The organism is Halomonas sp. 3F2F (genome assembly GCF_014897805.1).
GTDB lineage: Bacteria > Pseudomonadota > Gammaproteobacteria > Pseudomonadales > Halomonadaceae > Vreelandella.
Window position 1 is genome coordinate 130,409 of record NZ_JABUZE010000076.1, and the last position, 26,108, is coordinate 156,516.

The 26,108-nt window shown below is 52.6% G+C and carries 25 protein-coding genes, 4 tRNA genes and 1 pseudogene; 15 read left to right on the forward strand and 15 right to left on the reverse strand.

The window, feature by feature from the left end; all coding sequences use genetic code 11:
- Positions 1-28: 28 nt before the first annotated feature.
- Together ylqF and msrB are read right to left on the reverse strand one after the other, a co-directional pair.
- Positions 29-982, reverse strand: coding sequence for a ribosome biogenesis GTPase YlqF (gene ylqF, locus INT21_RS09325; protein ID WP_193085087.1), 954 nt, complete (start codon positions 980-982; stop codon positions 29-31).
- A 120-nt stretch (positions 983-1,102) separates the two neighbouring features.
- The gene (msrB, locus tag INT21_RS09330) at positions 1,103-1,501 is read right to left on the reverse strand and encodes a peptide-methionine (R)-S-oxide reductase MsrB (protein ID WP_038482587.1); all 399 of its coding nucleotides are present in this window, start codon (positions 1,499-1,501) and stop codon (positions 1,103-1,105) included.
- Between the two features lie 339 nt (positions 1,502-1,840).
- Here msrB and INT21_RS09335 point away from each other — a divergent pair.
- The 5 genes from INT21_RS09335 (at position 1,841) to nadB (ending at position 4,367) form a co-directional block, all read left to right on the forward strand.
- Positions 1,841-1,916 (forward strand) — tRNA-Glu (locus INT21_RS09335).
- Between the two features lie 55 nt (positions 1,917-1,971).
- Positions 1,972-2,046, forward strand: a tRNA-Gly gene (locus INT21_RS09340).
- 87 nt (positions 2,047-2,133) lie between these two features.
- A tRNA-Cys gene (locus INT21_RS09345) sits at positions 2,134-2,207 on the forward strand.
- Between the two features lie 41 nt (positions 2,208-2,248).
- Positions 2,249-2,335: transfer RNA gene (locus INT21_RS09350), tRNA-Leu, on the forward strand.
- Between the two features lie 337 nt (positions 2,336-2,672).
- A complete protein-coding gene (gene nadB / locus INT21_RS09355; protein ID WP_193068227.1) occupies positions 2,673-4,367 on the forward strand; it encodes an L-aspartate oxidase in 1,695 nt (564 codons plus the stop codon).
- Here the strand turns inward: nadB and INT21_RS09360 are convergent.
- Both INT21_RS09360 and INT21_RS09365 read right to left on the reverse strand, forming a co-directional pair.
- Positions 4,344-4,655 carry a hypothetical protein gene (locus INT21_RS09360; protein ID WP_232471489.1) on the reverse strand — a complete coding sequence of 104 codons (312 nt, stop codon included), beginning with the start codon at positions 4,653-4,655 and terminating at the stop codon, positions 4,344-4,346. The genes nadB and INT21_RS09360 overlap by 24 nt on opposite strands.
- A 46-nt stretch (positions 4,656-4,701) precedes the next feature.
- A complete protein-coding gene (locus INT21_RS09365; protein ID WP_009722716.1) occupies positions 4,702-4,995 on the reverse strand; it encodes an FAD assembly factor SdhE in 294 nt (97 codons plus the stop codon).
- Positions 4,996-5,200: 205 nt separating this feature from the next.
- On the opposite strand from INT21_RS09365, the gene INT21_RS09370 reads away from it, so the two are divergent.
- The 3 genes from INT21_RS09370 to lapB all read left to right on the forward strand — a co-directional run bounded on the left by INT21_RS09370 (position 5,201) and on the right by lapB (position 7,146).
- Positions 5,201-5,497 (forward strand): integration host factor subunit beta, encoded by a 297-nt coding sequence (locus INT21_RS09370; protein WP_009722715.1) that lies wholly within the window; start codon positions 5,201-5,203, stop codon positions 5,495-5,497.
- A 143-nt stretch (positions 5,498-5,640) separates the two neighbouring features.
- Positions 5,641-5,946: a lipopolysaccharide assembly protein LapA domain-containing protein gene (locus INT21_RS09375; protein WP_038482879.1), complete on the forward strand. Its 306-nt coding sequence runs from the start codon at positions 5,641-5,643 to the stop codon at positions 5,944-5,946.
- Positions 5,947-7,146 carry a lipopolysaccharide assembly protein LapB gene (lapB, locus tag INT21_RS09380; RefSeq protein WP_193068228.1) on the forward strand — a complete coding sequence of 400 codons (1,200 nt, stop codon included), beginning with the start codon at positions 5,947-5,949 and terminating at the stop codon, positions 7,144-7,146.
- A gap of 12 nt (positions 7,147-7,158) precedes the next feature.
- Here lapB and pyrF read toward each other — a convergent pair whose 3' ends face one another.
- The gene (gene pyrF / locus INT21_RS09385) at positions 7,159-7,857 is read right to left on the reverse strand and encodes an orotidine-5'-phosphate decarboxylase (RefSeq protein ID WP_193059260.1); all 699 of its coding nucleotides are present in this window, start codon (positions 7,855-7,857) and stop codon (positions 7,159-7,161) included.
- A gap of 274 nt (positions 7,858-8,131) precedes the next feature.
- Here pyrF and INT21_RS09390 point away from each other — a divergent pair, with 274 nt between their 5' ends.
- Positions 8,132-8,416, forward strand: coding sequence for a ComEA family DNA-binding protein (locus tag INT21_RS09390; RefSeq protein ID WP_193059261.1), 285 nt, complete (start codon positions 8,132-8,134; stop codon positions 8,414-8,416).
- A gap of 114 nt (positions 8,417-8,530) precedes the next feature.
- Here INT21_RS09390 and prpF read toward each other — a convergent pair whose 3' ends face one another.
- From prpF to INT21_RS09415, 5 genes are all read right to left on the reverse strand, one after another.
- Positions 8,531-9,709, reverse strand: a complete 1,179-nt coding sequence (gene prpF, locus INT21_RS09395) for a 2-methylaconitate cis-trans isomerase PrpF (protein WP_193059262.1) — start codon at positions 9,707-9,709, stop codon at positions 8,531-8,533.
- Between the two features lie 160 nt (positions 9,710-9,869).
- Positions 9,870-12,509 carry a Fe/S-dependent 2-methylisocitrate dehydratase AcnD gene (acnD, locus tag INT21_RS09400; protein ID WP_193059263.1) on the reverse strand — a complete coding sequence of 880 codons (2,640 nt, stop codon included), beginning with the start codon at positions 12,507-12,509 and terminating at the stop codon, positions 9,870-9,872.
- A 33-nt stretch (positions 12,510-12,542) separates the two neighbouring features.
- A complete protein-coding gene (gene prpC / locus INT21_RS09405; protein ID WP_038482861.1) occupies positions 12,543-13,670 on the reverse strand; it encodes a bifunctional 2-methylcitrate synthase/citrate synthase in 1,128 nt (375 codons plus the stop codon).
- A 57-nt stretch (positions 13,671-13,727) separates the two neighbouring features.
- Entirely contained in the window at positions 13,728-14,624 is an 897-nt protein-coding gene (gene prpB, locus INT21_RS09410; RefSeq protein ID WP_226912621.1) for a methylisocitrate lyase, read from the reverse strand.
- A gap of 43 nt (positions 14,625-14,667) precedes the next feature.
- The gene (locus INT21_RS09415; protein WP_089038604.1) at positions 14,668-15,411 is read right to left on the reverse strand and encodes a GntR family transcriptional regulator; all 744 of its coding nucleotides are present in this window, start codon (positions 15,409-15,411) and stop codon (positions 14,668-14,670) included.
- 252 nt (positions 15,412-15,663) lie between these two features.
- Between INT21_RS09415 and pabB the strand changes: the two genes are divergently transcribed.
- Together pabB and INT21_RS09425 are read left to right on the forward strand one after the other, a co-directional pair.
- The gene (gene pabB, locus INT21_RS09420) at positions 15,664-17,022 is read left to right on the forward strand and encodes an aminodeoxychorismate synthase component I (RefSeq protein WP_193068230.1); all 1,359 of its coding nucleotides are present in this window, start codon (positions 15,664-15,666) and stop codon (positions 17,020-17,022) included.
- 115 nt (positions 17,023-17,137) lie between these two features.
- The gene (locus INT21_RS09425) at positions 17,138-17,758 is read left to right on the forward strand and encodes a phosphoadenosine phosphosulfate reductase domain-containing protein (protein WP_193059266.1); all 621 of its coding nucleotides are present in this window, start codon (positions 17,138-17,140) and stop codon (positions 17,756-17,758) included.
- Between the two features lie 69 nt (positions 17,759-17,827).
- Here the strand turns inward: INT21_RS09425 and cysB are convergent, their stop codons facing one another.
- Positions 17,828-18,802: an HTH-type transcriptional regulator CysB gene (gene cysB / locus INT21_RS09430; protein ID WP_089038607.1), complete on the reverse strand. Its 975-nt coding sequence runs from the start codon at positions 18,800-18,802 to the stop codon at positions 17,828-17,830.
- Positions 18,803-19,100: 298 nt separating this feature from the next.
- Between cysB and trxA the strand changes: the two genes are divergently transcribed.
- On the forward strand, positions 19,101-19,484 hold the full coding sequence (trxA, locus tag INT21_RS09435; protein WP_009722702.1) for a thioredoxin: 384 nt from the start codon (positions 19,101-19,103) through the stop codon (positions 19,482-19,484).
- Between the two features lie 69 nt (positions 19,485-19,553).
- Here the strand turns inward: trxA and INT21_RS09440 are convergent.
- Positions 19,554-20,652, reverse strand: a pseudogene (locus INT21_RS09440) (AI-2E family transporter).
- 192 nt (positions 20,653-20,844) lie between these two features.
- Between INT21_RS09440 and INT21_RS09445 the strand changes: the two are divergent.
- Positions 20,845-21,675 carry an SIMPL domain-containing protein gene (locus INT21_RS09445; protein ID WP_193059268.1) on the forward strand — a complete coding sequence of 277 codons (831 nt, stop codon included), beginning with the start codon at positions 20,845-20,847 and terminating at the stop codon, positions 21,673-21,675.
- Here the strand turns inward: INT21_RS09445 and serS are convergent.
- The 3 genes from serS to INT21_RS09460 all read right to left on the reverse strand — a co-directional run bounded on the left by serS (position 21,617) and on the right by INT21_RS09460 (position 23,581).
- Complete coding sequence (gene serS / locus INT21_RS09450; protein ID WP_193059269.1) at positions 21,617-22,894, reverse strand: serine--tRNA ligase; 1,278 nt, start codon at positions 22,892-22,894, stop codon at positions 21,617-21,619. The genes INT21_RS09445 and serS overlap by 59 nt on opposite strands.
- Before the next feature lie 184 nt (positions 22,895-23,078).
- Positions 23,079-23,342 carry a Txe/YoeB family addiction module toxin gene (locus tag INT21_RS09455; RefSeq protein ID WP_193059270.1) on the reverse strand — a complete coding sequence of 88 codons (264 nt, stop codon included), beginning with the start codon at positions 23,340-23,342 and terminating at the stop codon, positions 23,079-23,081.
- Positions 23,339-23,581 (reverse strand): type II toxin-antitoxin system Phd/YefM family antitoxin, encoded by a 243-nt coding sequence (locus INT21_RS09460; RefSeq protein WP_193059271.1) that lies wholly within the window; start codon positions 23,579-23,581, stop codon positions 23,339-23,341. The genes INT21_RS09455 and INT21_RS09460 overlap by 4 nt, the downstream gene beginning before the upstream one ends.
- A 324-nt stretch (positions 23,582-23,905) precedes the next feature.
- On the opposite strand from INT21_RS09460, the gene INT21_RS09465 reads away from it, so the two are divergent.
- On the forward strand, positions 23,906-25,159 hold the full coding sequence (locus tag INT21_RS09465; protein ID WP_193059272.1) for a dicarboxylate/amino acid:cation symporter: 1,254 nt from the start codon (positions 23,906-23,908) through the stop codon (positions 25,157-25,159).
- Between the two features lie 116 nt (positions 25,160-25,275).
- Positions 25,276-25,866, forward strand: coding sequence for a DUF4202 domain-containing protein (locus tag INT21_RS09470; RefSeq protein WP_193059273.1), 591 nt, complete (start codon positions 25,276-25,278; stop codon positions 25,864-25,866).
- Positions 25,867-26,108 lie beyond the last annotated feature (242 nt).

A 26,108-nucleotide genomic window follows, 5' to 3' on the forward strand; every position in this document is an offset into this window, starting at 1 on the left:
GCCGTGGGTGTTACTGATGATCAGCTCATTATGCGTCGGATTGTAGGTGGCTGTCTTCGTCGTTTTGTATCGGTGGTGGTGGAATATCACCTGGGGTTTCTAATGTAAGCCTACCGAGCTTGCCATCGCGTAGTTCGTGAAGCAGTACTTCGGCACCGCGGTGTATGTCGACCTCGCCACCGGGGCGTAAGCCGCCGCGCTTACTCGCAATTTCTTTCAAAATGGCGTGGCCGTCAAAACCGGCAATGGCTAAGAAGTCCGGCTTTTGCGGGCCATCGGCATCCACCTCTTGTGCTACGGGCGCTTCATAAGTAGGCAGCGCCTTTAACTTATAGCGGGCGGTCAACTCTGCAGGATAGCGCTTGGCAAGCTCGGCACTGGTGACGATGGCTACATCGGTATACTCAATCGCAGTATCACGAATTGCACCGCTAGCAGCCAAGCGATAGGCGCTAGCCTGGTCTTCGATTTTTGGCCATAGCACCCCAGGGGTGTCGATCAGCGCGACGCGGCCGTCGATACGCACCTTTTGCTGGCGCTTGGTGACCGCGGGCTCATTGCCAGTTTTAGCAATTTTCCGACCCGCAAGCCCGTTGATCAGCGTCGATTTTCCGACGTTGGGAATGCCCATTACCATCACGCGGACATCTCTATCAGCGCGTACCGCGCCTGCCAGCTCGTGGCATAGCTTAGGGATTTTTTTAAGCTCGCGAATATTGGTAGTGGTAATTGCCAGGGCGCGGGTATCTTCTTGAGCATCGAAAAAAGCTACCCACTCAGCAGTACGCTCAGGGTCGGCAAGATCCGCCCGCGACAAAATCTTCAATACCGGCTTATGGCGAGTCAGCTCGGCCAGCATCGGGTTGGCGCTGGAGTAGGGCAGGCGCGCATCAAGTACTTCAATTACGACATCAATTTCGGGCAGCGCGTCCTTAATCTGGCGGCGGGCCTTGTTCATATGTCCGGGGAACCAGCCGAGCATGAGTTTCTCCTAATTAGCGCAAAGCAAATACAAGCACGAAAAACGGGCACAAAAAAAGCGGGCTGCCATTCTAGCAGATGGCGCCCGCCTTTCTGACGTTGAACGAGGATTTAGTGACGATTACTCGTCAGGATGAAACTCTAGTGACACCGAATTGATGCAGTAGCGCAACCCCGTCGTGTCTGGCGGACCATCGGGAAATACGTGACCCAGATGGGCGTCGCAGTGGGAGCAAACGACTTCAGTGCGCCGCATGCCGTGGGAGGTGTCGCTATGCTCTTCAATGCAACGTGTTCCCAGTGGGCGATCAAAGCTTGGCCAGCCGCAACCCGCATCAAACTTATGTTCGTTTTCAAACAGCGGCGCATGGCAGCACACACAGTGGTAAATACCTTGAGCATCACTGACCTGATAATCTCCGGTGAAGGGGCGTTCAGTGCCTTTCTCACGTGCCACATGGTACTGTTCCGGGGTGAGTTGCTTGCGCCATTCATCAGGGGATTTTTCTATTTTCGCCATGGGGATCTCCTCTCCCTCTGGTTACCGTTAAACAGAGGCTTACTAAGCAGGCTAGCGTATCACTACGCAGAGTGACAGTAGATAGCCTGTCCAGGTTCAGCATGTGTGAAAGGTAAGAAAACCGCCAGTGTGGCGTTTACACGCTAGCGACATTACCGTGACGGTGTAGTAAGTGTATGAGAAATAAGCGGGTGCTCTTACATAAAGTGCTAGGGGTGATCAAAGCACCCCATTTTGAAGGCGCGACTCGTGGCAGGATAAAACGTTTCGATTTCAGAGTGCTTGACAGCACATTAAGGGCTGAGTAATATACGCGCCACCTCGACGAGGCAATGAAACGTCCCATTCGTCTAGTGGTCTAGGACACCGCCCTTTCACGGCGGTAACAGGGGTTCGAACCCCCTATGGGACGCCACTTACTCTTATAGAGTTAGTGGTATAGAGTAAGAGGTCGTCAAGGTATCGGAATTGCGGGAATAGCTCAGTGGTAGAGCATCGCCTTGCCAAGGCGAGGGTCGGGAGTTCGAATCTCCTTTCCCGCTCCAACTTGGATAGCGTAGTAAAGCAAGAGAGGGTCGTGAGCTGGAACGCCAGTCCGATCGCATCTACTTTCTCGCTCCAACGACTTGTTAGGCTGGATGGCAGAGTGGTTATGCAGCGGACTGCAACTCCGTGTACGCCGGTTCGATTCCGACTCCAGCCTCCATTTAAGTGTGGCGATGAATAGCAATATTCCTGCGATGCACTGCCCGGATGGCGAAATTGGTAGACGCAAGAGACTTAAAATCTCTCGGAGGCAACTCCGTGCCGGTTCAAGTCCGGCTCCGGGCACCATATTTAATTAGCACCTCCCCTTCTTTCAGCAGCAAACGTTTCCCATCTTGTTTTAAGAGCACTAGAGAAGCTTTTTTGTGCTTCTTACAAGGCTCTTCAATTTTTTGATTACCCCTCTTTTTTATCCATCCTGTTGTATCCGATCGTCAAATAGCTTGCCCCCTCTTAAATATCGCACTAGAGCGTTTAGCCGCTATCTATATGCGCTGAAAGCAATTTTTCACAGACCCTCATCGCCAAGTGACAACAGTCACGCTATGATGCCTTCCTCTGCTGTCTACAGCACGCGAAGCATTTAGCACCTACTGCGTTTGAATGTAAAAGAGGATCCGGCCCCATGAGCTCGCCAACATCCGACGTACTTGTCATCGGCGGCGGCGTCGCCGGCCTAACTTTAGCCCTTGAAGTTGCTGACCACCTTTCGGTAACCCTGGTTAGGCCCGCTCTGGATGACCAAGGAGCCAGCCGCTGGGCGCAGGGTGGAATAGCCGCCGTGCTCTCGCCAGACGACGATCTGGATGCCCATGTGCGAGATACGCTCATTGCTGGTGATGGCCTATGTGATGAAGAGGCTGTTCGATTTACCGTGACACACGGCCCAGATGCCATTCAGTGGCTAATCGACAACGGTGTCCCCTTTACACCGGATCCAGACCCGAGCGCCCGCTACCCTTATCATTTAACACGGGAAGGCGGCCACAACGCACGCCGCATTATTCATGCTGACGATGCAACTGGACGCGCGGTAGTCGATACGCTGTACGAAAAAGTCACTTCTCACCCCAATATTACTCAGCGCAGTGACTTAACCATCCTGCACTTAATCAGCGATGCCACAGGCCGCTGTATTGGCGCGGAAGGCGTAGATCAACAGCAGCATCAACAAACACTGCTTGCCAAGCACATCGTACTAGCAACAGGCGGTGCAAGTGGCCTTTATCGACACACCACCACCCCATCGCCCAGCAGTGGGGAAGGCATGGTGATGGCCGCTGAACTGGGCGCAAAACTGATGAATCTTGAGTTTCAGCAGTTTCATCCTACCTGTCTATTTGACCCAGAAGGACCTGCTTTTTTAATTAGCGAAGCCGTACGAGGAGAAGGCGGGCACCTGCTAAATGAGGCCGGTCATCGGTTTATGCCCGATATTGATTCTCGCGCTGAGCTGGCGCCCAGAGACGTCGTTGCTCGAGCAATCGATTCGCAAATCCAACAAAGCAGCCAAGGGCATGTATGGCTAGATATCAGCCACCTTGGAGCAGCCGCTATTCGCCACCACTTCCCTACTATTTTGGCACACTGCGCCTCTCGGGGAATTGATATAACCCGCCAACCCATCCCAGTAGTGCCTGCCGCTCATTACAGCTGTGGCGGTGTTGCCACAGACCAGCGTGGCGCAACTCACGTCACCAATCTCTATGCGGTTGGTGAGCTTGCCTACACAGGCCTACATGGCGCAAATCGCATGGCTAGCAACTCACTATTGGAGTGCCTGGTATACGCCAGAAGCTGCGCAAAGCACTTACTCACGCAGGAAAAACGCGCGCAAACACGGCCAGTTGCACCTAAAGAGACTCTTAGCGATACCCCCGATACAATGCCGCTGCTAGGCCAGCAGTGGTCATCCACTTCCTTGGAAGCCCTGGCGGCTATACGTAGCGAACTGCGGGCAACAATGAGTCAGCACGTTTCGATTGTTCGCAGCAATCAGGGGCTAACTATCGCTCACCATAAGCTGAACGAACTTGAGACGCAGCTTAACGACATTCTAAACGACAGCCTTGACGGTGTTGCTGACAGCTCTAAGAGTGGCTCTAACAACGCTTTTGAAGACACCGCAGGCAAGCGCAGCCACCCTGAAAGCGTGCGTTTACAGCAAGCACTGTGGCTTGCAAAGTTGACGGTATTGGCGGCACTTCAGAGACATGAATCACGGGGACTGCATTACTCTATCGACTGGCCTAAGCACCAGGAGAATACAGCGGCTTCGGAGATGTCACTTGATCAGCTAGCGCCCGGGACGATGGCATAAGCGCCGCAGCGAACGTTGACTGTGTGCAGGCAAACTATCTGGCCACAACCAAAGCCGCTGCGGCCCGACACGGAGCCCGATTAACCAAGGGCCCACGTAATCAGCGTTAACAGGCTGTTCGTTTTCAAGCTCACCCTCTTCCGATAACCACTGCGCACTTAAGTGATGGCCGCTTTTTGAAACTCTTAACTCTCCCATGGGTTGATAGCGATACTCACGGCTCAGCAACAGTATCGCGATTACTGCCGCAAGCAACGCTACCCATGGACTAATAAGCCATGCTGTCACCGCACACAACCCGAATGCCAAGAATGCGTGAAAAGCGCACTGGATTTTAGAGCGTGCGATAAGCAGAGTTATCGGTATTTTCTGCATGTTCTACGATCATCTGCACGATGCGCTTTAATGATGGCTCCTCGGGCCATTCACGACGCATCAACCATCCAAAGAGATCTTGATCCTCTTCCTCAATTAAGCGCTGATAGGCCAACTGCTCATCTTCACTCAGTTCATCAAAGCGGTGTTCAAGAAACGGTATCAGCAGCAGGTCAAGCTCCCACATGCCACGGCGAGAGTGCCAATAAAGCCGTTTACGCAATATGGCTGCAGGGGAAGTATCGTCGTTCAACGTCAGCCTCTCCAGTTACAAAATGAGTCGCCAGTATACCTAAGCCACAGGGTCGCGCCAGCGCCTCACTTCGCCTATGCTGATATTCATTCTAGTACCTTGTTTTATCTGAATTGTTTTATCCTGTTATGCGCAGTATGCTGACTCTGTTGTTATCGAGGTCGCAAGCGCGTCACGGCCATTAAAGTTCGCAGGGAGCCAACCGATGACCAAATCTGAACTAATCGAACAAATTGCGATGCGTCAACCGGAGCTATCCGCCAAAGAAGTAGAAACGGCGGTGCGTATTATTTTAGACGATATGACCGATGCTCTTGCTAGCGGGGGACGGGTTGAGATCCGGGGGTTCGGCAGCTTTTCGCTTCACTACCGAGAGCCTCGTGTCGGGCGCAACCCTAAAACAGGAGACCCGGTCGACTTGGACGGCAAGTATGTGCCGCACTTCAAACCGGGCAAAGAGTTGCGCGAACAGGTAGATGCAAGCCGCGCACTTGGCTATTAATGAGCTAACCGAGGCTACACAACCTCGGCATTGCCAATAGCAAGGCTCTTTTGATCTTGTTATCCGACTTTATGTGGGATGACGCCGCGCCACGACTCATACACAATAGAGCCATTATGAACGTCACTGACTAGGAAACTCTCATGCGTTGGATCAAAGGGCTGATTCTGGCCGTCATATTGCTGGTTGTTCTACTGGTGGGCATTTTATTTGCCGTCAACAACCAACAAACCATTGCCTTAAACCTAATTTGGGCAGAACTGCCGCCTGTGTCACTCTCTGTCTGGCTGCTAGCTACGTTAACTTTCGGCGTTATCTTAGGCATGCTTGCCATGCTAGGTGTTTACGTGCGCCTTAAAGCGCAGCTAGCACGAAGTGAACGACACAATAAGCAACAGCGCAAAGAGCTAGACCGCTTACGCACTCAGGAGCTTAAGGAACTGGCTTAAATGTATGATGTCGTGCTGCTAGGCGTTCTACTGGCAGCCATTGCCATCGGCTTTGGCCTGGGTGTTCGTCACGCTTCCCGCCGCCGCCAGCGCACTCACGACTCTCGCCCATCTGGTTTATCGAGAGAGTACTTTGTCGGGCTGAATTACCTGCTCAATGAGCAGCCCGACGAAGCTATCAATACGTTTGTCAATGCACTGGATGTTAATAGCGATACTGTGGAAACCCACATAGCGCTAGGCAAGCTGTTTCGCGCACGCGGTGAAGCAGACAAAGCCGTTAGCATTCATCAAAACCTGCTTGCTCGCCCTGCCCTTTCCACCAGCACTAACGAACATGTGCAGCTTGAGCTAGCACGTGACTTTATGGCGTTAGGCGTTCACGACCGAGCTCAGCGAATGCTGAGAGCGCTGCTGGATAAATCAGACAATGACACCTATCGCCAGGAAGCCAAGCGGCTACTGATTGATTTGCTTGAGCGCGAAAAAGACTGGCAAGAAGCACTCGACGTGGCTCAATCACTGTTCAAGCAACAGCCCGGCATGCAACGACCTGCTGCTCACTGGCTATGTGAACTCGCCCAGCAGGAGATACATCAAGCAAGTCGCGCGATCGCCCGTAAGCACTTAAAAAAAGCGCTTCAATTGGATGAGCGATGCGTCCGCGCGACGTTACTACTTGCTGAGCTGGAGATGGATAATGGGCATTACACACGCGCCATTGAGCGCCTAAACCATATTCCCCAGCAGGATATTGCGCACATTCCCACCATGCTGCCCACCCTTCAGCATGCCTATGAGCGTAATAACGACATTCAAGGGTTTGAAACGCATCTTTATCGACTGCTGGGACAAGCACCGTACACCAGCATTATTATCGCCCTCGGAGAGCTCGTTCATCAAAGAGATGGCGTAGATAGTGCTATTGAGCAAACGGGCGAGTGGCTAAGGGAGGCACCCAGCCTGGGTGGGCTTGATTACCTAATCGACCTTTATCATGAAAGCCAACGTCTGAGTGGAAAAACTCCGCCAGACACGCGTTTGCTGTTACTTAAGCACCACACCAATGCCCTTTTAGAGGGCAAAGCCCGCCATCGCTGCCGCCGCTGCGGCTTTGCCAGCGACAGCCTGGCATGGCAGTGCCCTAGCTGCCGCCGCTGGGGCACCATTAAGCCCATTACCGGGGTTGATGGCGAGTAAGCGGTAGTACCGTCAGCCAGCCAGTTCAGCTTCTATGGCTGCTAGCGCCATCATTGGCTCTGCCGCCTGTGTTACCGGTCGCCCAATCACTAAGTGCGTACTGCCAACACGCATCGCATCACTGGGTGTCATAATACGCTGTTGGTCATTAGCCGCTGCAAAGCTTGGGCGTATTCCAGGAGTTACCTTCAAAAAGTCGTCGCCACACAGCGCCTTGATTTGCGCCGCCTCTTGGGCTGAACAGACAACACCGCCTAATCCGCTCTGCTGAGTTAATGCGGCTAAACGCAATACATGCTCTTCCGGCGTAGCAGCTATGCCTACCTCATGCAGATCCTCAGCTTGCATGCTGGTTAGCACCGTAACGGCAATAAGATGTGTACTTAGCCCATGATCATCTAAACGCTTAGCGGCCGCTTCCATCATCTTGCGCCCGCCAGAAGCATGCACGTTAACCATCCATACGCCTTGCTCAGCTGCCGCCTGCACCGCGCCTGCCACCGTATTGGGAATGTCATGAAATTTTAAGTCTAGAAAAATTTCAAAACCACGCCCATGCAAGGCTTCCAGTACCGCAGGGCCACTGCGCGTAAACAACTCTTTACCCACCTTTACCCGGCAGCGCTTAGGGTCAAGCTGATCTGCCATGCATAAAGCCGCATCAAGAGAGGAATAATCCAACGCGATAATCAACGGGGTATCAGTAGACACTGTGCTTAACTCCATTTTCCATTTGACAGCATTATAACAGCCATCCCGATCCCGCTGTGTAAGTGATTAACCATTATCAGAGAGCAAAAATCTTACAAACACCATCGTTAATGTCTTACAGCTCACCTCCTATAAATGTATTAGTTTAATTAAGGCAAAAGGTATTGAAGGAACAGTCAACCTTTTTGCATGCGCAAACCGCCACAGCCTATCACTCCAAGTACAACAACCGATGGGAAAGGCGGCTTTAGGGAAATCTATGAGGATATTAACAATGAAAATAACGCTAAAAGGACTATTGGCTGCACTGCTATTGAGCCTAAGCTTAGGGGTTTCGGGCCTTGCATTGGCACAAGACATCGCGCCTATTAATGTGAATACAGCGGATGCTGAGCTGCTTGCTGAGTTACCTGGTATCGGACCCAGCCGTGCGGCCGCGATTATAGAAGAGCGCGAAAATAATGGCGCATTTGCTAATGTAGATGATCTAACCCGCGTTAGCGGCATTGGCCCCGCCACTGTTGATCGTATGCGCGACCAAGTAGCGATTGAAGAGTAAACTGCTAAAGCAAAGATAAGTATAAAACTTACATCTCTCTAGGCTGAAGCCGCCGTTTAGGGCATTCCCAAAACGGCGGCAAGGCGTCACCTAGTATTCACGCGCGAATACTCTTTAAAAGCTATCTCCGGGTATGCGTACAGAGCCTTCCATTAACACCCGCGCGCTGCGGCTCATGACAGCTTGATCAATCTGCCAGCGCCCATCAGTCAGACTTGCTTTTGCACCTACACGCAACGAGCCAGAAGGATGCCCAAAGGTCACCGCTTCACGCTCCTCACCACCTGCGGCTAAATTTACTAACGTGCCTTGAATGGCTGCTGCCGCGCAGATGGCAACCGCTGCGGTGCCCATCATTGCGTGGTGCAGTTTACCCATGGAAAGCGCCCTTACCACAAGATCGATGTTTTCCGCACTCACCGCTTTACCACTGGACGCCGTATAGCTAGCCGGCGGGGCAACGAAAGCCACCTTCGGCGTGTGCTGCCGGCTGGCCGCTTCATCAACATGCTTAATCAATCCCATACGCACCGCAGCATGGGCACGAATGGTCTCGAACATGGCGAGTGCTTTGGCATCGCTGTTAATTGCTTCCTGTAGTTCGCAACCGGTATAGCCTATGTCCTGGGCGTTAACAAACACGGTGGGAATACCCGCATTAATCAGCGTCGCTTTTAAAACGCCAACCCCGGGCACTTCCAAGTCATCGACCAAGTTCCCGGTTGGGAAAATTGCCCCCTCACCATCCGCAGGATCCATAAAGGCCACAGGAATCTCAGCGGCAGGAAAGGTCACACCGTCTAGCTCAAAATCGCCGGTCTCCTGCACCTGTCCATTAACAATAGGCACTTTAGAGACAATGGTTTTACTGATATTGACCTGCCAAATACGTACTTCAGCGACACCGTTTTGCGGTATTTTGGCGGGGTCAACTAACCCATTAGCAATCGCATAAGGACCTACTGCTGCCGATAAGTTGCCGCAGTTGCCGCTCCAATCCACAAACGGCTTATCAATTGAAACCTGGCCAAACAGGTAGTCCACATCGTGATCTGACGACTCACTCTTGGAAAGAATCACCGTTTTACTGGTGCTTGAGGTTGCCCCTCCCATCCCATCGATCTGCTTTTCATAGGGGTCTGGGCTACCAATCACCCTCATCAGCAGTTTATCTCGCGCCTCGCCCGGCACTCTTGCCGCCTCGGGCAAGTTGTCCAAGGTGAAAAATACCCCCTTACTGGTGCCACCGCGCATATACGTCGCAGGAATACTAATTTGTCCAACATGAGACATAAATAACGCTCCCTAACCATTTTCAATGACGATGCCTGAACATTCTCAATGACGATTATCAATGACCATGTTCACTAATCGCATGCCGAAAAAAGAGCCCGGCGCTTAGCGACGGGCTCTTTCATTAATCGCCTTGGCGCTGCGTTACACGCCAATTTGGCTACGCCGTGGTGGACTCAAGAAAGTCCTGGGCGAAACGCTGCAAGACCCCACCGGCAGAGTAAATCGTGACCTCTTCGGCGGTATCAATACGGCAGATCACCGGCACACGTTCAGTGGTACCACTTTGACGATGAATAACCAGCGTCAGCTTGGCTCGGGGCTGAGGAGTGCCTTCTACGTCGAAGACTTCCGTACCGTCCAGCGCCAAGGTTTTACGTGTGGTGCCCTCCTCAAACTGCAGCGGCATCACGCCCATACCAATTAAATTGGTCCGGTGAATACGCTCAAAGCCTTCGGCTACAATGGCTTCAACACCCGCTAGCGCAACACCTTTCGCCGCCCAGTCACGCGAGGAACCCTGACCATAATCCGCACCGGCAATAATAATCAGCGGCTGTTTACGTGCCATATACGTTTCAATGGCTTCCCACATCCGCGTCACAGTGCCTTCTGGCTCAACACGTGCCAACGACCCCTGCAGCACTTTGCCCTGCTCGTCGTGGACCATTTCATTGAACAGCTTCGGGTTCGCTAATGTTGCCCGCTGGGCAGTTAAATGATCGCCGCGGTGGGTCGCGTAGGAGTTAAAGTCCTCCTCAGGCAGGCCCATCTTGTGCAGATACTCACCTGCTGCGCTGTCCAGCATAATCGCGTTAGAAGGCGACAAATGGTCGGTGGTGATATTGTCCGGCAAAATCGCCAACGGACGCATACCTTTCAAACCACGTTCGGCAGCCATATTGCCTTCCCAGTAGGGAGGCCGACGAATATAAGTGCTCTGAGGCCGCCACTCATAAAGCGGGCTGACCTGAACGCGCGCGCTCTTGTCGAGGTCGAACATCGGGATATAGGTCTGACGGAACTGCTCCGGCTTCACGGAAGCCTTCACAATCGCATCGATTTCGCTATCGTCGGGCCAGATATCTTTTAGCGTGACGGGGTTTCCGTTTTGGTCGGTGCCCAGTACGTCTTTCTCAATATCAAAGCGAATCGTGCCGGCAATGGCGTAGGCAACCACTAAGGGCGGCGATGCCAGAAATGCCTGCTTCGCATAGGGGTGAATGCGCCCGTCAAAGTTACGGTTACCGGAAAGTACCGCTGTGGCGTATAGATCACGGTCGATAATTTCTTTCTGGATGACCGGATCTAACGCCCCGGACATGCCGTTACAGGTCGTACAGGCGTACGCCACGACACCAAAGCCAAGTGTTTCCAGCTCATCCATCAGCTTGGCTTCTTCCAGATACATCTTGACGGTTTTCGATCCCGGCGCCAGCGACGATTTTACCCACGGTTTGCGGGTTAACCCTAAGCGGTTAGCATTACGAGCAATTAAGCCAGCTGCCACCATATTGCGCGGGTTAGAAGTATTCGTGCAGCTGGTAATCGCGGCGATAATCACCGCACCATCTGGCATTCTACCTGCTTGCTCGTCGGCCCTTGCTTTATCCAAGTCGATCGCGATGCCGCGTTGGGCCAGCTCCGAGGTGGGCAAATGAGCATGAGGGTTGGAAGGCCCCGCCAAGGTGCGATTAACGCTTGAAAGATCAAAGCGCAGTACCCGCTCATACTCAGCAGTTTTTAGGCTATCGGCCCATAGCCCTGTGTGCTTGGCATAGGCTTCAACCAGAGCAACCTGCTCATCCTCACGACCCGTAAGCTTGAGGTAATCAACGGTTTGGTTGTCGATGTAGAACATCGCCGCCGTGGCGCCGTACTCTGGCGTCATGTTGGAAATGGTCGCCCGGTCGCCTACGGTTAACGCGTCGGCACCTTCTCCGTAAAACTCCAGGTAGGCACCGACTACACGCTCTTTGCGTAGAAACTCGGTAATCGCCAACACCATATCGGTGCTGGTAATACCTGGCTGCAGCTTGCCAGAGAGTTCTACACCAACGATATCCGGCAGGCGCATCATCGAAGCACGGCCCAGCATCACACTTTCGGCTTCAAGACCACCCACACCAACGGAAATAACACCCAGCGCATCGACCATCGGCGTGTGGCTATCGGTACCCACACAGGTATCTGGGTAAGCAACACGCACTCCTTGTTCATCAGGGCGGCACTGCACTACCGGCGACATTTTCTCCAGATTGATCTGGTGCATAATGCCGTTGCCCGGAGGAATAACATCAACGTTCTCAAAAGCCACTTTGGTCCAGTTAATGAAGTGGAAGCGGTCATCGTTACGGCGATCTTCCACCTGGCGGTTTTTTTCGAACGCGTCTTTCTCAAACCCAGCGTGTTCAACGGCCAATGAGTGGTCAACAATCAGCTGTGTAGGCACCACAGGATTCACTTTAGCCGGATCACCGCCCTTCTCAGCGATGGCATCCCTTAGGCCAGCAAGGTCGACTAACGCGGTCTGCCCCAGGATGTCATGGCATACAACGCGTGCCGGGTACCAAGGAAAATCCAAATCTTGCTTGCGCTCGATGAGCTGTTTCAGTGCATCGGTTAACAGCGCTGGATCGCAGCGGCGTACCAACTGCTCAGCCAACACTCTGGACGTGTAGGGCAGCGTCGCGTAGGCGCCGGGCTTGATATCTTCAACGGCTTGATGCGCGTCGAAGTAATCTACCGGAGCACCCTCTGCCGTCACGCCTGGCAGCGGCTTACGATAATTCGTGTTCATAATGCCTCTCACTTAATCACGGCCCGTTAAGGGTTAGTCACGCGCTTCGATGGGCACCCACTCGCTCTTCTCAGGACCAGTGTAGTCGGCGCTGGGGCGAATAATGCGGTTATTGGCGCGCTGCTCAAACACATGCGCTGCCCATCCCGTTAAACGGGACATGACGAAGATTGGCGTGAACAGTTTGGTCGGAATATCCATGAAGTGGTAAGCACTGGCATGGAAGAAGTCCGCATTGCAGAAAAGCTTCTTCTCGCGCCACATAACTTCTTCACAGCGCACAGAAACGGGGTAAAGCACGCTGTCGCCAACGTCTTCAGAAAGTTTCTTCGACCACTCTTTGATAATTTCATTACGCGGGTCAGACTCGCGATAAATGGCATGGCCAAAGCCCATGATTTTCTCTTTGCGCTCAAGCATACCAAGCATTTCACGCTCAGCTTCTTCCGGTGACGCCCAGTTCTCGATCATCGCCATGGCCGCTTCGTTAGCACCGCCATGTAGCGGGCCACGCAACGAACCAATCGCGCCGGTAACACAGGAGTGCATATCGGAAAGCGTCGAGGCGCAAACCCGCGCCGTGAACGTTGACGCATTGAACTCATGCTCGGCGTATAGAATCAGCGATACGTTCATAACCCGCGCATGCAACTCAGAAGCGGGCTCGCCACGCAGCATATGCAAGAAGTGACCGCCTACCGAGGCATCGTCAGTTTCAGTATCAATGCGAACGCCGTCATGGCTAAAGCGGTACCAGTAGCAAATAATCGAGGGCAGTACCGCTAACAGCCGATCAGAAACATCCTGCTGCTGGTCAAAGCTCTCTTCTGTCTCCAGGTTACCCAGCATGGAGGTACCGGTGCGCATAACATCCATCGGGTGCGCATCTTTGGGAATTTGCTCCAGTACGGTTTTCAAAGCATCGGGTAAGCCACGCAGCCCCTTCAGCTTGGTAATGTAACTATCAAGCTCGGCTTGATTGGGCAGCTTGCCTTTCAGTAATAAATACGCGACTTCTTCAAACTTCGCCTTCTCGGCCAGCTCTTTGATATCAAAACCACGGTAGGTTAATCCGGAACCCGTTTTACCCACCGTACACAGCGCTGTAGTACCGGCGCTTTGACCACGGAGTCCTGCGCTGTTTTGCGGTTTGTCAGCCATGTCGTGTCTCCTGTTAGCTCTTTTTATATGTTTTAGTATTGATAATGTTAACGGCTATTAAGCGTCTTTCTGCTCAGCAAATAGCGCGTCGAGCTTTTGCTCGAAATCGTGATAATTTAAAAAGTCGTACAGCTCATCGCGAGTCTGCATGGTATCGACCACCTCTTTTTGATGACCGTTATCTAAAATGCTCTGATACACCTTCAATGCGGCAGCATTCATAGCGCGGAAGGCCGATAGCGGATAGAGCACCATGCGACACCCCACCTCGCCCAGCTCCTGCTGAGAGAACAGCGGCGTTGCGCCAAACTCAGTGATGTTGGCCAGTATTGGCGCATTCACGCGCGAACAGAACGCACGATAATCATCCAGGGTGTGCACGGCTTCGGCGAAGATTGCATCCGCACCCGCCTCCACACAGGCATTAGCACGCTCGATAGCGGCGTCTAAGCCCTCTTTCTGGAACGCATCGGTACGCGCAATCAGATAGAAATCGGGATCAAGCTTGGCATCTGCCGCGGCTTTGATGCGGTCAACCATTTCCTGCTGGGACACAATGGCTTTATTCGGGCGGTGGCCGCAGCGCTTTTGAGCCACTTGGTCTTCCAGATGAACCGCAGCAACGCCTGCGCGCTGCATCTCTTTAACGGTACGCGAAATATTAAAAGCACCGCCCCAGCCCGTATCGATATCTACCAGCAGCGGAAGATCGGTAGCGCCACAGATACGATGTGCATCTTCCACCACGTCGTTCATGCTGGTCATACCCAAGTCCGGCAAGCCAAAAGACGCGTTAGCCACGCCGCCGCCCGACAGATAAATCGCTTGGTGGCCTACTCGCTCGGCCATCATCGCGGTATACGCGTTAATCGTGCCTAGAATCGGTAAAGGGCGGTTCGCGTCTAGCGCAGCACGAAAGCGAGCACCTGGCGTGAGAGTAGATGAAGTGGACATTGGCATTGCTCCTTTAAAAGGCTTGGCGGATAGGCATAACGAACTAATCCGCTGATGACGTTGATTGTTGTTCAAGAACAGCAGCGTAACGGTCGGCGACGTTGGCTCGGGAAGCGCTAACGTGGCGGCGCATCAGCAACTCCGCTAGCTCGGCATCTCCGGCTTCAATGGCATCTACAATACGATGGTGCTCGACAAAGGCGAGCTGGGGCCGCTTACCGCTGGCGCTGAACTGGGTACGGTAAAGACGCACTAAGTAGTAGAGATCATCGCAAAGCAGGTTCATCAGCATTTTGTTATGGCTGCCTTGAACAATGCGATAGTGGAAGTCGAGATCGCCTTCGCGCTGATAGTAAGCTTCGCCACGCTTGAGATCTGCCTGGCCTTCGTGAAGGGCCAACACCTCACGCAGCCCTTTAATCTCCTCGGCAGACATATGCTCAGCAGCCAAGCGGGCTGCCATGCTCTCAAGCGCTTCGCGCACATCAAACAGCTCAAGCAGCTCTTTCATAGAGAGCTTGACAACGCGAGCGCCAACGTGAGGAACACGCTCAATTAAACGGTGCGCTTCTAAACGCCGCATGGCTTCGCGCAGCGGACCGCGAGAGATACCGTACGTTTTAGAAAGCCCCGGCTCGGTAATTTTGCTGCCCGGCGCCAGCTCTCCACGTACGATAGCGTCTTGAAGCTGGTGAAAGACCCGCTCAGCCAGCGTTCGGACTTCTGGCGAGGTCTGATCACTGGGCGAATCAGCTTTAGAACGAGAAAGAGTAGCAAGTGAGGTCATGGCTAATTGTCGACAATTATGAGGTAGGAGAACTTTAGCCCGCCATATTTGTGCCGTCAACTAGTCAAAATGGTCGATTTTATTCACCTTTCGTGTAACCCAGCCATTTATTCTTGGGTTAATGTCAACAATCATGCTCTTTCCGTTAACCGTGTTTAACCTACCGTGAGAAAGGCGTCAGTGGTTAACACTGGTGTCATCTATTAACGACCTCTAGAATGCGATGCCTTCCATCGGCCTGGCGTTTGCTCCATGACATCGGCGTTGACCATTAAAGCCCTGCCCTACTCTCCTACTCCCCTGGAGATCTTTGCTCACCTGCGAAAGCGTCATGGTGCGGTATTACTTGATAGCGGCCGCCCATCAGCAAACGGGCGCTACGACATTATCAGCAGTGATCCGTTAGCTACGCTAGAAGTCATGCCTGATGGACAAACTAACTTCACTTCAACGCAGCTGGACCTTCCCTCGGCACTCGCTGGAGATATGACCGCCCAGCAGCAATGGATGCTTGAACAGCTACCCAGCACAGATTTCCCCAGCGAGCTGCCTTTTTTAGGCGGCCTGATGGGTTATTGGAGTTATGACCTAGGACGTAATAACCTCGCGATTTCCAGCCGCCACCCCAATGTTACTAATCTGCCATTGGCACGTTTGGGGCTTTACGACTGGTGCATTACCTTTGATCACGAAAAGCAGGCAACATGGCTCATTGCAACAGCAACTCGCCAACAGCAGGTCATGAAATGGCTAGCTCAGCCACCTACCAGTGTTGCTAAAGACTTTCACTTAACCAGCCCCTTTCATGGCGAGCTAAGCCAAGCGGATTACACTGAACGTTTTAACACTGTTCAGCACTACATTCGCGCCGGCGACTGCTATCAAATTAACCTTGCTCAGCGGTTTACAGCGAGCTATGAAGGCGATGAATGGCAGGCTTATCTACGCCTTCGCAAGGCAACGCCAACGCCCTTCTCAGGCTTTATGGCATGGAAAAACCAGGCGGTACTCTCGCTTTCCCCCGAACGCTTTATCCAGTGTAAAGACGGGCGAGTGGAAACGCGCCCAATCAAAGGCACGCGACCACGAGGTAAGTCGCCGGAGGAGGATATCACTCTAGCGGAACAGCTATTAAGCAGCACGAAAGACCGCGCGGAAAATGTCATGATTGTTGACTTGCTGCGCAATGACTTGGGACGCGTATGCGCTCCTGGGTCTATTCGTGTACCGCAGCTATGTCAGTTAGAGAGCTACCCCAACGTGCATCACCTGGTAAGCGTGGTTCAAGGTCAGCTCGCCAAACATCGCTCACCGCTATCTCTGCTGACAGCAGCGTTTCCTGGCGGCTCTATTACTGGCGCGCCTAAAATACGCGCCATGCAAATTATCGACGAGTTGGAGCCTTGCCAACGCAGTGTCTATTGCGGAAGCCTGGGGTACATTGATAAACGGGGCAGCATGGACACATCAATTGCGATACGCACCATGGTGGCAGATGCAGGCAAGCTAAATGTTTGGGGCGGCGGAGGATTAGTCGCCGACTCTAGAGCAGACGAGGAGTACACAGAAACGCTGGATAAAATCCGCCATCTAATCGGCGCCTTGGAATAAATAACAAAATTCTTACATCAAAAAGGAATATAAAAGCCAAACCAAACGGTATTGGGGCTAAGCCCCTCCTCTTTGATAGCCTAGTGTCATACTCGACCTTATGACAGGAGGCAGCATGTCTTCAGCGCTTGACAGCATTAACCGTGATTTTGCCAATAATCCCCAAGAGCTTATCAAGTGGGCGCTTAGCCAAGGCGAGCGTCCTATTTGCACGACCAATTTCCGGCCGTTTGAGGCGGTGATTCTGCATATGGTCACTCAGGCACGTCCAGACATCCCCATCGTATGGATGGATAGTGGCTATAACACTGAGGCCACTTACCAATTCGCCGATGCCTTAATCCAGCGGCTGAACCTAAACATGGTCAGCTTTATTCCGCAGCGAACCCGTGCTCACCGTGAAGCGCTAGAGGGGGCAATGCCCAGCATTGACGACCCACGTCACGCAGCCTTCACTCAAGAAGTAAAGATTGAGCCGTTTGAGCGTGCCCTGCGGGAAATGCAGCCGGATGTCTGGTTCACCGCCCTGCGGGCAGAGGACACCCCAGAGCGGGCTAAAATGCAGCCTGCCAGCCGTAACAGCGATGGCTTATTAAAAATTGCCCCGCTGCTGCAGTGGACTGCAAAAGATATGTACTACTATCTTGAGGCACACGACCTGCCCAACAACTTTGACTACTTCGACCCCACCAAGGTAGAAGACAAACGTGAGTGTGGCCTGCACTTACAGCACTGATTAGGCAGAGAACGGTGAATAGCGCCCAGACACCCACGTCAAGCGCTATTCACCCACTACCCGATGCTCCTAATGCTCAGGAAGCTCTACTCCCTCAAACAGCTCATGCTCAAAACGTGGGCCAGCCAACAAGGCTTCGTCTACCAAGTCTCGGGTGAGATGAGGTGCAAAGCGTACGAGGAAATCGTACATATAGCCGCGCATAAAGGTGCCACGGCGAATTCCAATCTTAGTCGTAGAACTCGCGAAGAGATGGCTGGCGTCCAATGCGACCAAATCCTCATCTAGCACCGGATCAACCGCCATTTGGGCGACAATACCAACCCCCATGCCCAGTCGCACATAGGTTTTAATCACATCAGCATCAGCGGCCGTTAACACCACATTGGGCGTAAGTCCCTGTGCTTTAAACGCATCATCTAACTGCGAGCGGCCGGTAAACCCAAACACATAAGTAACGAGAGGATGTTCGGCCAACGCTTGAAGCGTCAGCGGCTTGTCTATCGATGCCAGGGGGTGGTCTTTAGGTACTAAAGCGCAGCGATTCCAGCGGTAGCAAGGTAACAACACCAAGTCGGTGAATAGCTCTAGCGATTCAGTGGCAATTGCAAAATCGGCCTGACCTTCGCTAACCATCTGAGCGATTTGCTTGGGTGTGCCCTGCTGCATATGTAGGGCAACATCAGGATACTTGAGGGTAAACTCGCTGATGATAGGAGGTAGTGCATAGCGCGCCTGAGTATGAGTAGTAGCAATCGACAAACTCCCCCGGCGCTCGTCACTGTGCTCTTGGGCGACTTGTTTGATGTTTTCGGTCAGCTTCAACACCTGACCTGCCAACTCAATGATAGACAGCCCTGCAGGCGTTACGCGGGTAAGGTGCTTTCCGCTACGTGCAAAAATCTCCACACCTAGCTCATCTTCAAGCAAGCGTATCTGCTTGGAAATACCCGGCTGCGAGGTAAACAAACTCTGCGCGGTGGCTGACACATTCAGGTTGTGTCGATTGACTTCCCAGATATAGCGAAGTTGCTGTAGCTTCATATCCTCACCTTATTATCTATGCAGGAAGCACGTTGAAGCGCATCCTCGCGCCGCTGCTAACTTGCACCACCCACGAAGCACTCAAAGGTGCAATACGTGGGGGCGACACGCCTCATACATACAATTTTGAATAAAAAATCATCTTATAATTCACTTATAGTATAAAAAATAGCCGTCACGAACACCCCTTAATTTTTCATAATGGCTGTCGAAACGTCATAGGAAATTTGCCAGCACCTTCTGCGCCCGCTAACATCTGCCAACTTGGCGCGGTGAAAGTGCGCTAGTAAAACGCGTAATGACCGTTGCTCCATTTGAGGCAACGAAACAGCAAGAGCAACGCAAACGGGAGAAACAGATGGCTAACAATGTTGATGTCACCAACGCCAATTTTGAGCAAGAAGTCCTCAACGCCGAACAGCCAGTCCTACTGAAGTTTTGGGCCCCCTGGTGCGGTCCCTGTAAAGTAATGGCACCTGTGGTTGATGAAGTTGCTGCCGAACGTGGTGATAATCTGAAAGTGGTTAGCGTGAACGTTGACGATGCGCCTGAAATTGCTGCAGAACAAGGCGTGCGCGGCGTTCCGACAGTGATGCTATTTAAGTCCGGTACGAAAGTGGCATCGCTGGTAGGTGCACAGTCTAAGTCCCAGCTGACCCAATTTATCGATCAAAATGCCTAACTCGCGCTAACGTTACCGCTGGCACTGCCAGCGGTAACTTCCTGCACTTCCCATCTCAAACGCCTCCTTCTACTCTCGACGCTTCCAAGGTGGACGGCGTGCATCGCCAAGACGCGTTCGACGCTGCCCTCCCGGCCCCAGTAAATGAGCAATCCAGCGAGTCTGAGGATGGCTATCCAAGGCGATTTTTAATGTCATCGTCAATACGACCGACAACAACATCCCCGCAGCACCAAAGATCCACCCCCACACAACCAACGAAAGAAACGCCACAAATGTTGATAGCCCCAATGCTTGCCCCATCACTCGCGGCTCAACCAAGTTACCCAAAACGAAATTAATCACCAAATAGGCAGATGCGAGTAACAGCGCCTGCAATACTCCGCCATCTTGGGATACCAGCAATAGCAGTACGGGAGGAATCGCCGCCAAGGCCGAGCCGATATTAGGAATAAAGTTAAGGGCAAAAGCCAACACCCCCCCACAGCAACGGGAACTCCACTCCCACTATTAAGCAAGAGAGCCATACCAGCGCCCCGGTGGCCAAGCTAATAACGGTCTTCACTGCCAGGTAGCGCTTCAGCGTTAAACTAAACTCGCTAAACCGCTTTAGGCTTGGCGCTGGGTTCTCAAGAGCGCGGGACACTTTATCTCGGAAGTTAAGCGTTTCAAACAGCATGAAAATAACTAACAGCCCGATAATACTGCCTTGCATAAAGAGATTGCCAAGTTCGCCTAGCAACGTTGTCACCCACGACCCATCGTCTTCCATAGCAAGCATATTGCTGAGCTGATCAGGATTAATGGCTAGCCCACGGTTAGAGAGCGCGTTCAACAAATCCCAATAATGCTCATACAAACGCGACTCGATATCCGGTAGCACCTGAACAAAGGTGCTAAAGCTGTTGACCACCAGCAAGCCAATTAAGGAAATAAAACCCAGCAGCACCATCAATGTTAAAAAAGCAGAGGCTCCCCTGCTGAGGCCACAGCGGTGCAGCCACTGCACAGGCGACGTACATACAACAGCAATAAAGACTGACAGTAACAGAGGAACCAGAAGATCCGCCCCAGCCTTCATACCCGCCACAATAACAACGAGTGCGGCAAGCGCCAGGGTCGCATTTAAAGGGATACTACGATAATCCTCATCCGATAATTTCGACATTGCCCTTTCCTTAGCGTGTTATCCACATATCATGGCCGCTCGCGCAATATTGCACAAACCATGACAACATTAAGCAATTGCTTTGCATCGACTCTTAGCCAGTGAACTTTATTGCGCTTTGCCCTTCCAAGCAGCGTCACAGTATAAATTAGTTAACATTAATCATTGTCTCGATCAGTAAGGAAGTGACCTATGAATCCAGCAACACCACATCTAAAACGCTTGCGCTACGGCGTGCTTGGCAGCGCACTTCTCGCCCTTCTGGCAACGTCTACGGCTCACGCTGCGCCCCCCACCCCGCCCAGCTTACATGTTCAAGCCCAATCATGGGTGGAAGTAGAGCCCGACAAAGCCACTCTGTCTGCACGGCTGTGGGAAAACACCCCAGCGGTTTCCACGCTGGAAGATACCGACAGTGGCGAGCTGAGCGACGCACGCGCGCGGCTTGAAAATCGTGCCAGTGAGCTAATTAAAGCCATGGAAGAGATCGGCATTGAGCAACGCGCCATCAATGCAGGGTCACTCAATGTCTATCCTGAGCACGTCGCAGGGCCGCGCAACGATGATGGTGAACAAGAAACGTTAATGCGCACCCGCTTAGAGCGCCCCTTCAATATTGAGCTTACCGATATAGATCAATTGGGCGAGGTGTTTGACGCAATGATAAGTGCTGGCGTGAACACGCTGGACGGCGTTCAGTTTGATCTTCAAGACCGCGACGCCGCTACCGATGAAGCACTTACTAAAGCGCTAGAAAAAGCCCGCCATAAAGCGGACTTAATGGCCAGTACCCTAGGCGTAAGGCTTGGCCAAGTACAGCGCATTGAAGAAGCCCAAACGCCCATCTTCCAGCCCCGCATGATGGCCATGCGCGCTGAGAGCGATGCCATGGGCAGTGGTTCCGCTAGCGACTATCGCCCCGGCACCATTCGTATCGATGCCGAGGTCAACGTCGAGTGGGCAATTAGAGGGCAAGACGCTCAAGGCCGCCCAGGTAGGGTTGCAGAGGCGCAGGAACAGTAATAGAGCCATCTGCCTGCTGGTGGTTTTCAAGCACCGCCAGCAGGCAACGCCCCACCGCTAGGCCTGAACCATTCAGCGTATGCAGCAACTGTGGCTTTTTCGCGTCTGGGTGGCGGAAGCGGGCTTGCATGCGCCGCGCCTGGAAATCTTCGCAATTAGAGACTGAAGAAATTTCCCGATACGTTTCTTGGCTAGGCAACCAAACTTCCAAATCGTAGGTCTTCGCCGCCCCAAAGCCCATATCGCCGGTACACAGCGTCACTACGCGGTAAGGCAACTCCAGCGCCTGCAGAATTGCTTCAGCATGGCCACGCATCTCTTCCAGTGCTTCATAGCTCTTATCTGGCTCAACAATCTGCACCATTTCGACTTTATCGAACTGATGCTGACGGATCATGCCGCGGGTATCGCGCCCATGAGAACCGGCTTCGCTGCGGAAACAAGGCGTGTGGGCAGTCAACTTCATTGGCAACGCCGCCTGATCGACAATCTCATCACGCACAAAGTTAGTTAGTGGCACTTCCGACGTCGGAATTAGATGGTATTCCCGTTCGTCGTTAAGTTTAAACAGATCTTCGCCAAATTTTGGCAGTTGGCCGGTACCCATCAGCGAATCGCGATTCACCATATACGGCACATAGCACTCTTCGTAACCATGCTGCTGAGTTTGCGTATCCAGCATAAATTGCGCCAGTGCCCGATGCAGACGCGCAATCGGCCCACGCATTACCGCAAAGCGAGCGCCGGTCAGCTTAGCCGCCAGTTCAAAGTCGAGATAACCCGATTTCTTACCAAGATCGACGTGATCCAGCACCTCAAAATCAAACTCACGCGGCGTACCCCAGCGGTGAAGCTCAACATTATCGTCTTCGCTTTTGCCTTCAGGCACGCTTTCATGAGGAAGATTGGGAATACCACTGATAGCGTCATCCCACTCTTCCTGCACCTCAGCCAGTTCTTTCTTGGCTTTATCCAGGCGCTCGCCTAAATCGCTCACTTCATCCAGCAACGGCTGAATATCTTCACCGCTAGCCTTCGCCTTACCAATCGCTTTTGAACGCATATTGCGCTCGTTTTGCAGCTGCTCGGTCTGGGTTTGCAACTCACGACGGCGCGATTCCAGCGCTTGCAGTGCCGCTTTATCAAGTTCGAAGCCCCGCCGGGCCAGTTGTTGCGCAGCCGCATCAAGATCACCGCGCAGCAGTTTCGGATCGAGCATGAGTTATCCCTTGGCCTGAAATCAGTGGAACACGGCGTACATCGCCCGTGATGAAAGAGGCCTATTGTAGGCAAAAGCACGGCGGGGAGCTATGGCTGCCTTAATGGGGAGTGATGCTTTTGACTAACCGTATTGCATTCATCGTTGTTCTACTTGATATTCGGCAGCAGCAACTGGTTATACACTATTCGTAGTGGCTCCAAAGCCGGAGCACTTTAATTACCCCTTCGTCTTCAAGCACTTGGTAAACCAAACGATGCTGAATATTGATACGCCGTGAATAAGCCCCCGCAAGATCACCGATGAGTTTCTCAAACGGAGGCGGTTTCCGATACGGATCTTCTGCGATTAGTGCCAGCAGCTCCTGCGCCTTTGGCTTCAAGCCACTGGAAGCTAACTTCTTCGCATCTTTCTGAGCGTGTTTGGTGTAAACCAACGTCCATGTCACCAGTCCAACTCCTCATCACACTCATCTGCAGGGGTCTCCATTCCCTCACGAACAGACTCTCGCATCCCTGGCACAGAAAGCAGGAAAAGCGTCTCCTGAATGGCAGACCAGTCCTCTTCCGCCACCAAAACGGCTTTATTCCGCTTGCCCATAATGATAATTGGCTGATGAGATTCTGCAGTCTCATCAATCAACCGATAAAGGTTACTGCGTGCCTCTGTTACAGATATTCCGGTCATAACACACCTCTAATTTATCCCGCATTACATAAATTGTACGCCATGCAGTACGTACGTCAAAACGAACGCAATATTTAATCCTTTTGGGCTCGAATTAAACCACCACGACTTCTGATTGTTGTGCTCCAAAATAGCCGTAGCGTGAACTCCAAACCTCGAGTGCGCATGGCATGCCTGTGACTGAGCAGCATCGAACTTTCGAATCAAACGCATACGCTATTACCAATCGGCATAAAAACCTTGGCTCACTAGCCCAAAGTGATAGAGTGCCCGCCGATTTGCAGCGCGAATCACTAATAATGGATGTTAAACAGGAGAAACGTAGTGCAGGAAACAGCAAAAAAGGGAAAGTTTTCTTGGTGGAGTAAAATCGCGCTGTGGAAAAAAATTTTGGCGGGGTTGGCACTGGGGATATTAGCCGGTGCGTTACTAGGTGAAACCGCCAGTGTCTTTAAGCCGCTCGGCGATATTTTCATTAATGCCATAATGATGCTGATTGTACCGCTTGTGTTCTCAACGCTAGTAGTCGGTATTACCTCAATGCGTGACCCGCAAAAAATGGGTCGCATTGGTGCGCGTACTATTACCTTGTATTTGGTGACGACGGCCTTTGCGATCAGCATCGGTCTACTGCTTTCCACCTTGTTACAGCCAGGGGTAGGCGTCGATTTAAGCTTCGATACAGAAGTGACTGCAAACGAAGCCCCCTCTCTGATTTCTATTCTGGTTAACTTGGTGCCGCGCAACCCTCTCGATGCTCTGGCTAATGGCAACATTATGCAGATCATTGTATTTGCCATTGGCTTAGGTATTTCGCTAACGCTGATTGGCGAAAAAGGCGAGCCGGTTATGAAGGTTTTCGATAGCTTTGCTGAAGCAATGTACAAGCTCACCGGCATTGTGATGGCCTTTGCACCCTTTGGTGTATTTGGCTTAATCGCCCATGTTTCAGGCCAATACGGCTTAGAAATCCTGCTGCCGCTGGCCAAGCTGATTGGCGTGGTATATCTCGCCTGCATTCTGCATGTGTTGGTAATTTACTCTGGGTTTATTTCACTACTTGGCCGCTTGAACCCTGTGCGCTACCTGAAAGGCAGCTTGGATGCCATTGTGGTGGCGTTCTCCTCTGCCTCGTCTGCTGGCACGCTACCGGTGTCGATTCGCTGCGCGCAAAAAAACCTAGGGATTTCAGAGGGCGTTTCTGGCTTTGTGCTACCCGTGGGCGCGACGATTAACATGGATGGCACAGCGCTTTACCAAGGCGTAGTCGTGCTGTTTATTGCCCAAATGACCGGCACCGATCTAACCATGATGGATTACGGCATGATTGTGGCCACCGGCACGCTGGCCTCAATTGGCACCGCGGGCGTTCCCGGCGCGGGTCTTATAATGCTGTCGATTGTAATGGCACAAATTGGCCTTCCTCTGGAAGCGATTGCGGTGGTTGCCGGTATCGACCGTATTCTGGATATGGCCCGCACCAGCGTAAACGTGGCGGGTGATTTGATGGTCACGACCCTGGTGGGTAAAAGCGAAGGCGAACTAAACGAAGAGGTTTATAACAACAACCGCGCATAGACTTCTTTATGAATGTTACTTTAGCGCTTGCTGCCTTTGTGCAGCGGGCGCTTTTTTCATGGCCTGGCGCTAACCTGCTAGCATGTCGTTAATCTTCCCTAATCATGCGAGCTCTTATGCCCTCTGCGTTTGAACAAACTCTAACGGCCATTGATGCGCTTCACGCCCAAGATCCGCGCCAAACCACCCTTGCCGATGGCACACCCCTGCCCCAGGAACTTGCCTACGCCCAGCGTATGAGCCATTGGTTAGCACAGTTGCAGTCTGCCCCTGCCGAACTACTGCGTTTGGCAGTCCGCGCCCAACATCTCCAGCGCTGGCTTGTGCCGCGCAGCGATTACCCTGAAGGACGCATAGGCTATTTAACCTGGCGCCGCGACCAAGGTGAGCGCGCGGGCGATACCACTGCCCAACTGATGCGTGACGCTGGCTATAGCGCTGCAGACGCCGAACGAACCGCAACGATTATCCGTAAGAAAGGTCTTGGCCGCGATGCCGATGTGCAAGCGCTGGAAGATTGCGCCTGCCTGGTGTTCTTGGAAAATTACTTCGCGGATTTCTCCCGCAAAGTCGAGCACGACCATATGGTGCGTATTGTGCAAAAAACCTGGGGCAAGATGTCCCCCCAAGCACATGCACTTGCTCTGGCACTACCCATGAACGCGACCAGCGCAGCGCTGGTGAAAGAGGCGCTTGGCAGCGCATAAGACGCGCCATCAAGATGCAGAGCCGCGGTAGCTGCGGTAAAGTAGCGTATCCCCTATCCGCTCCCAGCAGTGACGGCTTGATCAACTATGATTGCATCTTTGGATTCTCGTACGGCCCCGTTTAAACGCCTAAGCACTCATTACGTGCGTTTCCTCGACGCCTTGCGCGCCCGTGGCTTCGAAGGCGAGATTGCCCCGGACTATGCCAACCGCACGGTGCTGGCAACGGATAACTCGATTTA

Bases quoted from the DNA above. Each gene is read 5' to 3' on its own strand.
- INT21_RS09375 (WP_038482879.1), top strand. From the start codon at position 5,641: ATGCGTTGGATCAAAGGGCTGATTCTGGCCGTCATATTGCTGGTTGTT.
- INT21_RS09415 (WP_089038604.1), bottom strand. From the start codon at position 15,411: ATGACCTCACTTGCTACTCTTTCTCGTTCTAAAGCTGATTCGCCCAGT.
- INT21_RS09445 (WP_193059268.1), top strand. From the start codon at position 20,845: ATGAATCCAGCAACACCACATCTAAAACGCTTGCGCTACGGCGTGCTT.
- INT21_RS09460 (WP_193059271.1), bottom strand. From the start codon at position 23,581: ATGACCGGAATATCTGTAACAGAGGCACGCAGTAACCTTTATCGGTTG.
- prpC (WP_038482861.1), bottom strand. From the start codon at position 13,670: ATGGCTGACAAACCGCAAAACAGCGCAGGACTCCGTGGTCAAAGCGCC.
- INT21_RS09370 (WP_009722715.1), top strand. From the start codon at position 5,201: ATGACCAAATCTGAACTAATCGAACAAATTGCGATGCGTCAACCGGAG.
- acnD (WP_193059263.1), bottom strand. From the start codon at position 12,509: ATGAACACGAATTATCGTAAGCCGCTGCCAGGCGTGACGGCAGAGGGT.
- ylqF (WP_193085087.1), bottom strand. From the start codon at position 982: ATGCTCGGCTGGTTCCCCGGACATATGAACAAGGCCCGCCGCCAGATT.
- pabB (WP_193068230.1), top strand. From the start codon at position 15,664: ATGACATCGGCGTTGACCATTAAAGCCCTGCCCTACTCTCCTACTCCC.
- INT21_RS09425 (WP_193059266.1), top strand. From the start codon at position 17,138: ATGTCTTCAGCGCTTGACAGCATTAACCGTGATTTTGCCAATAATCCC.
- nadB (WP_193068227.1), top strand. From the start codon at position 2,673: ATGAGCTCGCCAACATCCGACGTACTTGTCATCGGCGGCGGCGTCGCC.
- serS (WP_193059269.1), bottom strand. From the start codon at position 22,894: ATGCTCGATCCGAAACTGCTGCGCGGTGATCTTGATGCGGCTGCGCAA.
- prpB (WP_226912621.1), bottom strand. From the start codon at position 14,624: ATGTCCACTTCATCTACTCTCACGCCAGGTGCTCGCTTTCGTGCTGCG.
- prpF (WP_193059262.1), bottom strand. From the start codon at position 9,709: ATGTCTCATGTTGGACAAATTAGTATTCCTGCGACGTATATGCGCGGT.
- INT21_RS09390 (WP_193059261.1), top strand. From the start codon at position 8,132: ATGAAAATAACGCTAAAAGGACTATTGGCTGCACTGCTATTGAGCCTA.
- msrB (WP_038482587.1), bottom strand. From the start codon at position 1,501: ATGGCGAAAATAGAAAAATCCCCTGATGAATGGCGCAAGCAACTCACC.
- trxA (WP_009722702.1), top strand. From the start codon at position 19,101: ATGACCGTTGCTCCATTTGAGGCAACGAAACAGCAAGAGCAACGCAAA.
- INT21_RS09470 (WP_193059273.1), top strand. From the start codon at position 25,276: ATGCCCTCTGCGTTTGAACAAACTCTAACGGCCATTGATGCGCTTCAC.
- cysB (WP_089038607.1), bottom strand. From the start codon at position 18,802: ATGAAGCTACAGCAACTTCGCTATATCTGGGAAGTCAATCGACACAAC.
- lapB (WP_193068228.1), top strand. From the start codon at position 5,947: ATGTATGATGTCGTGCTGCTAGGCGTTCTACTGGCAGCCATTGCCATC.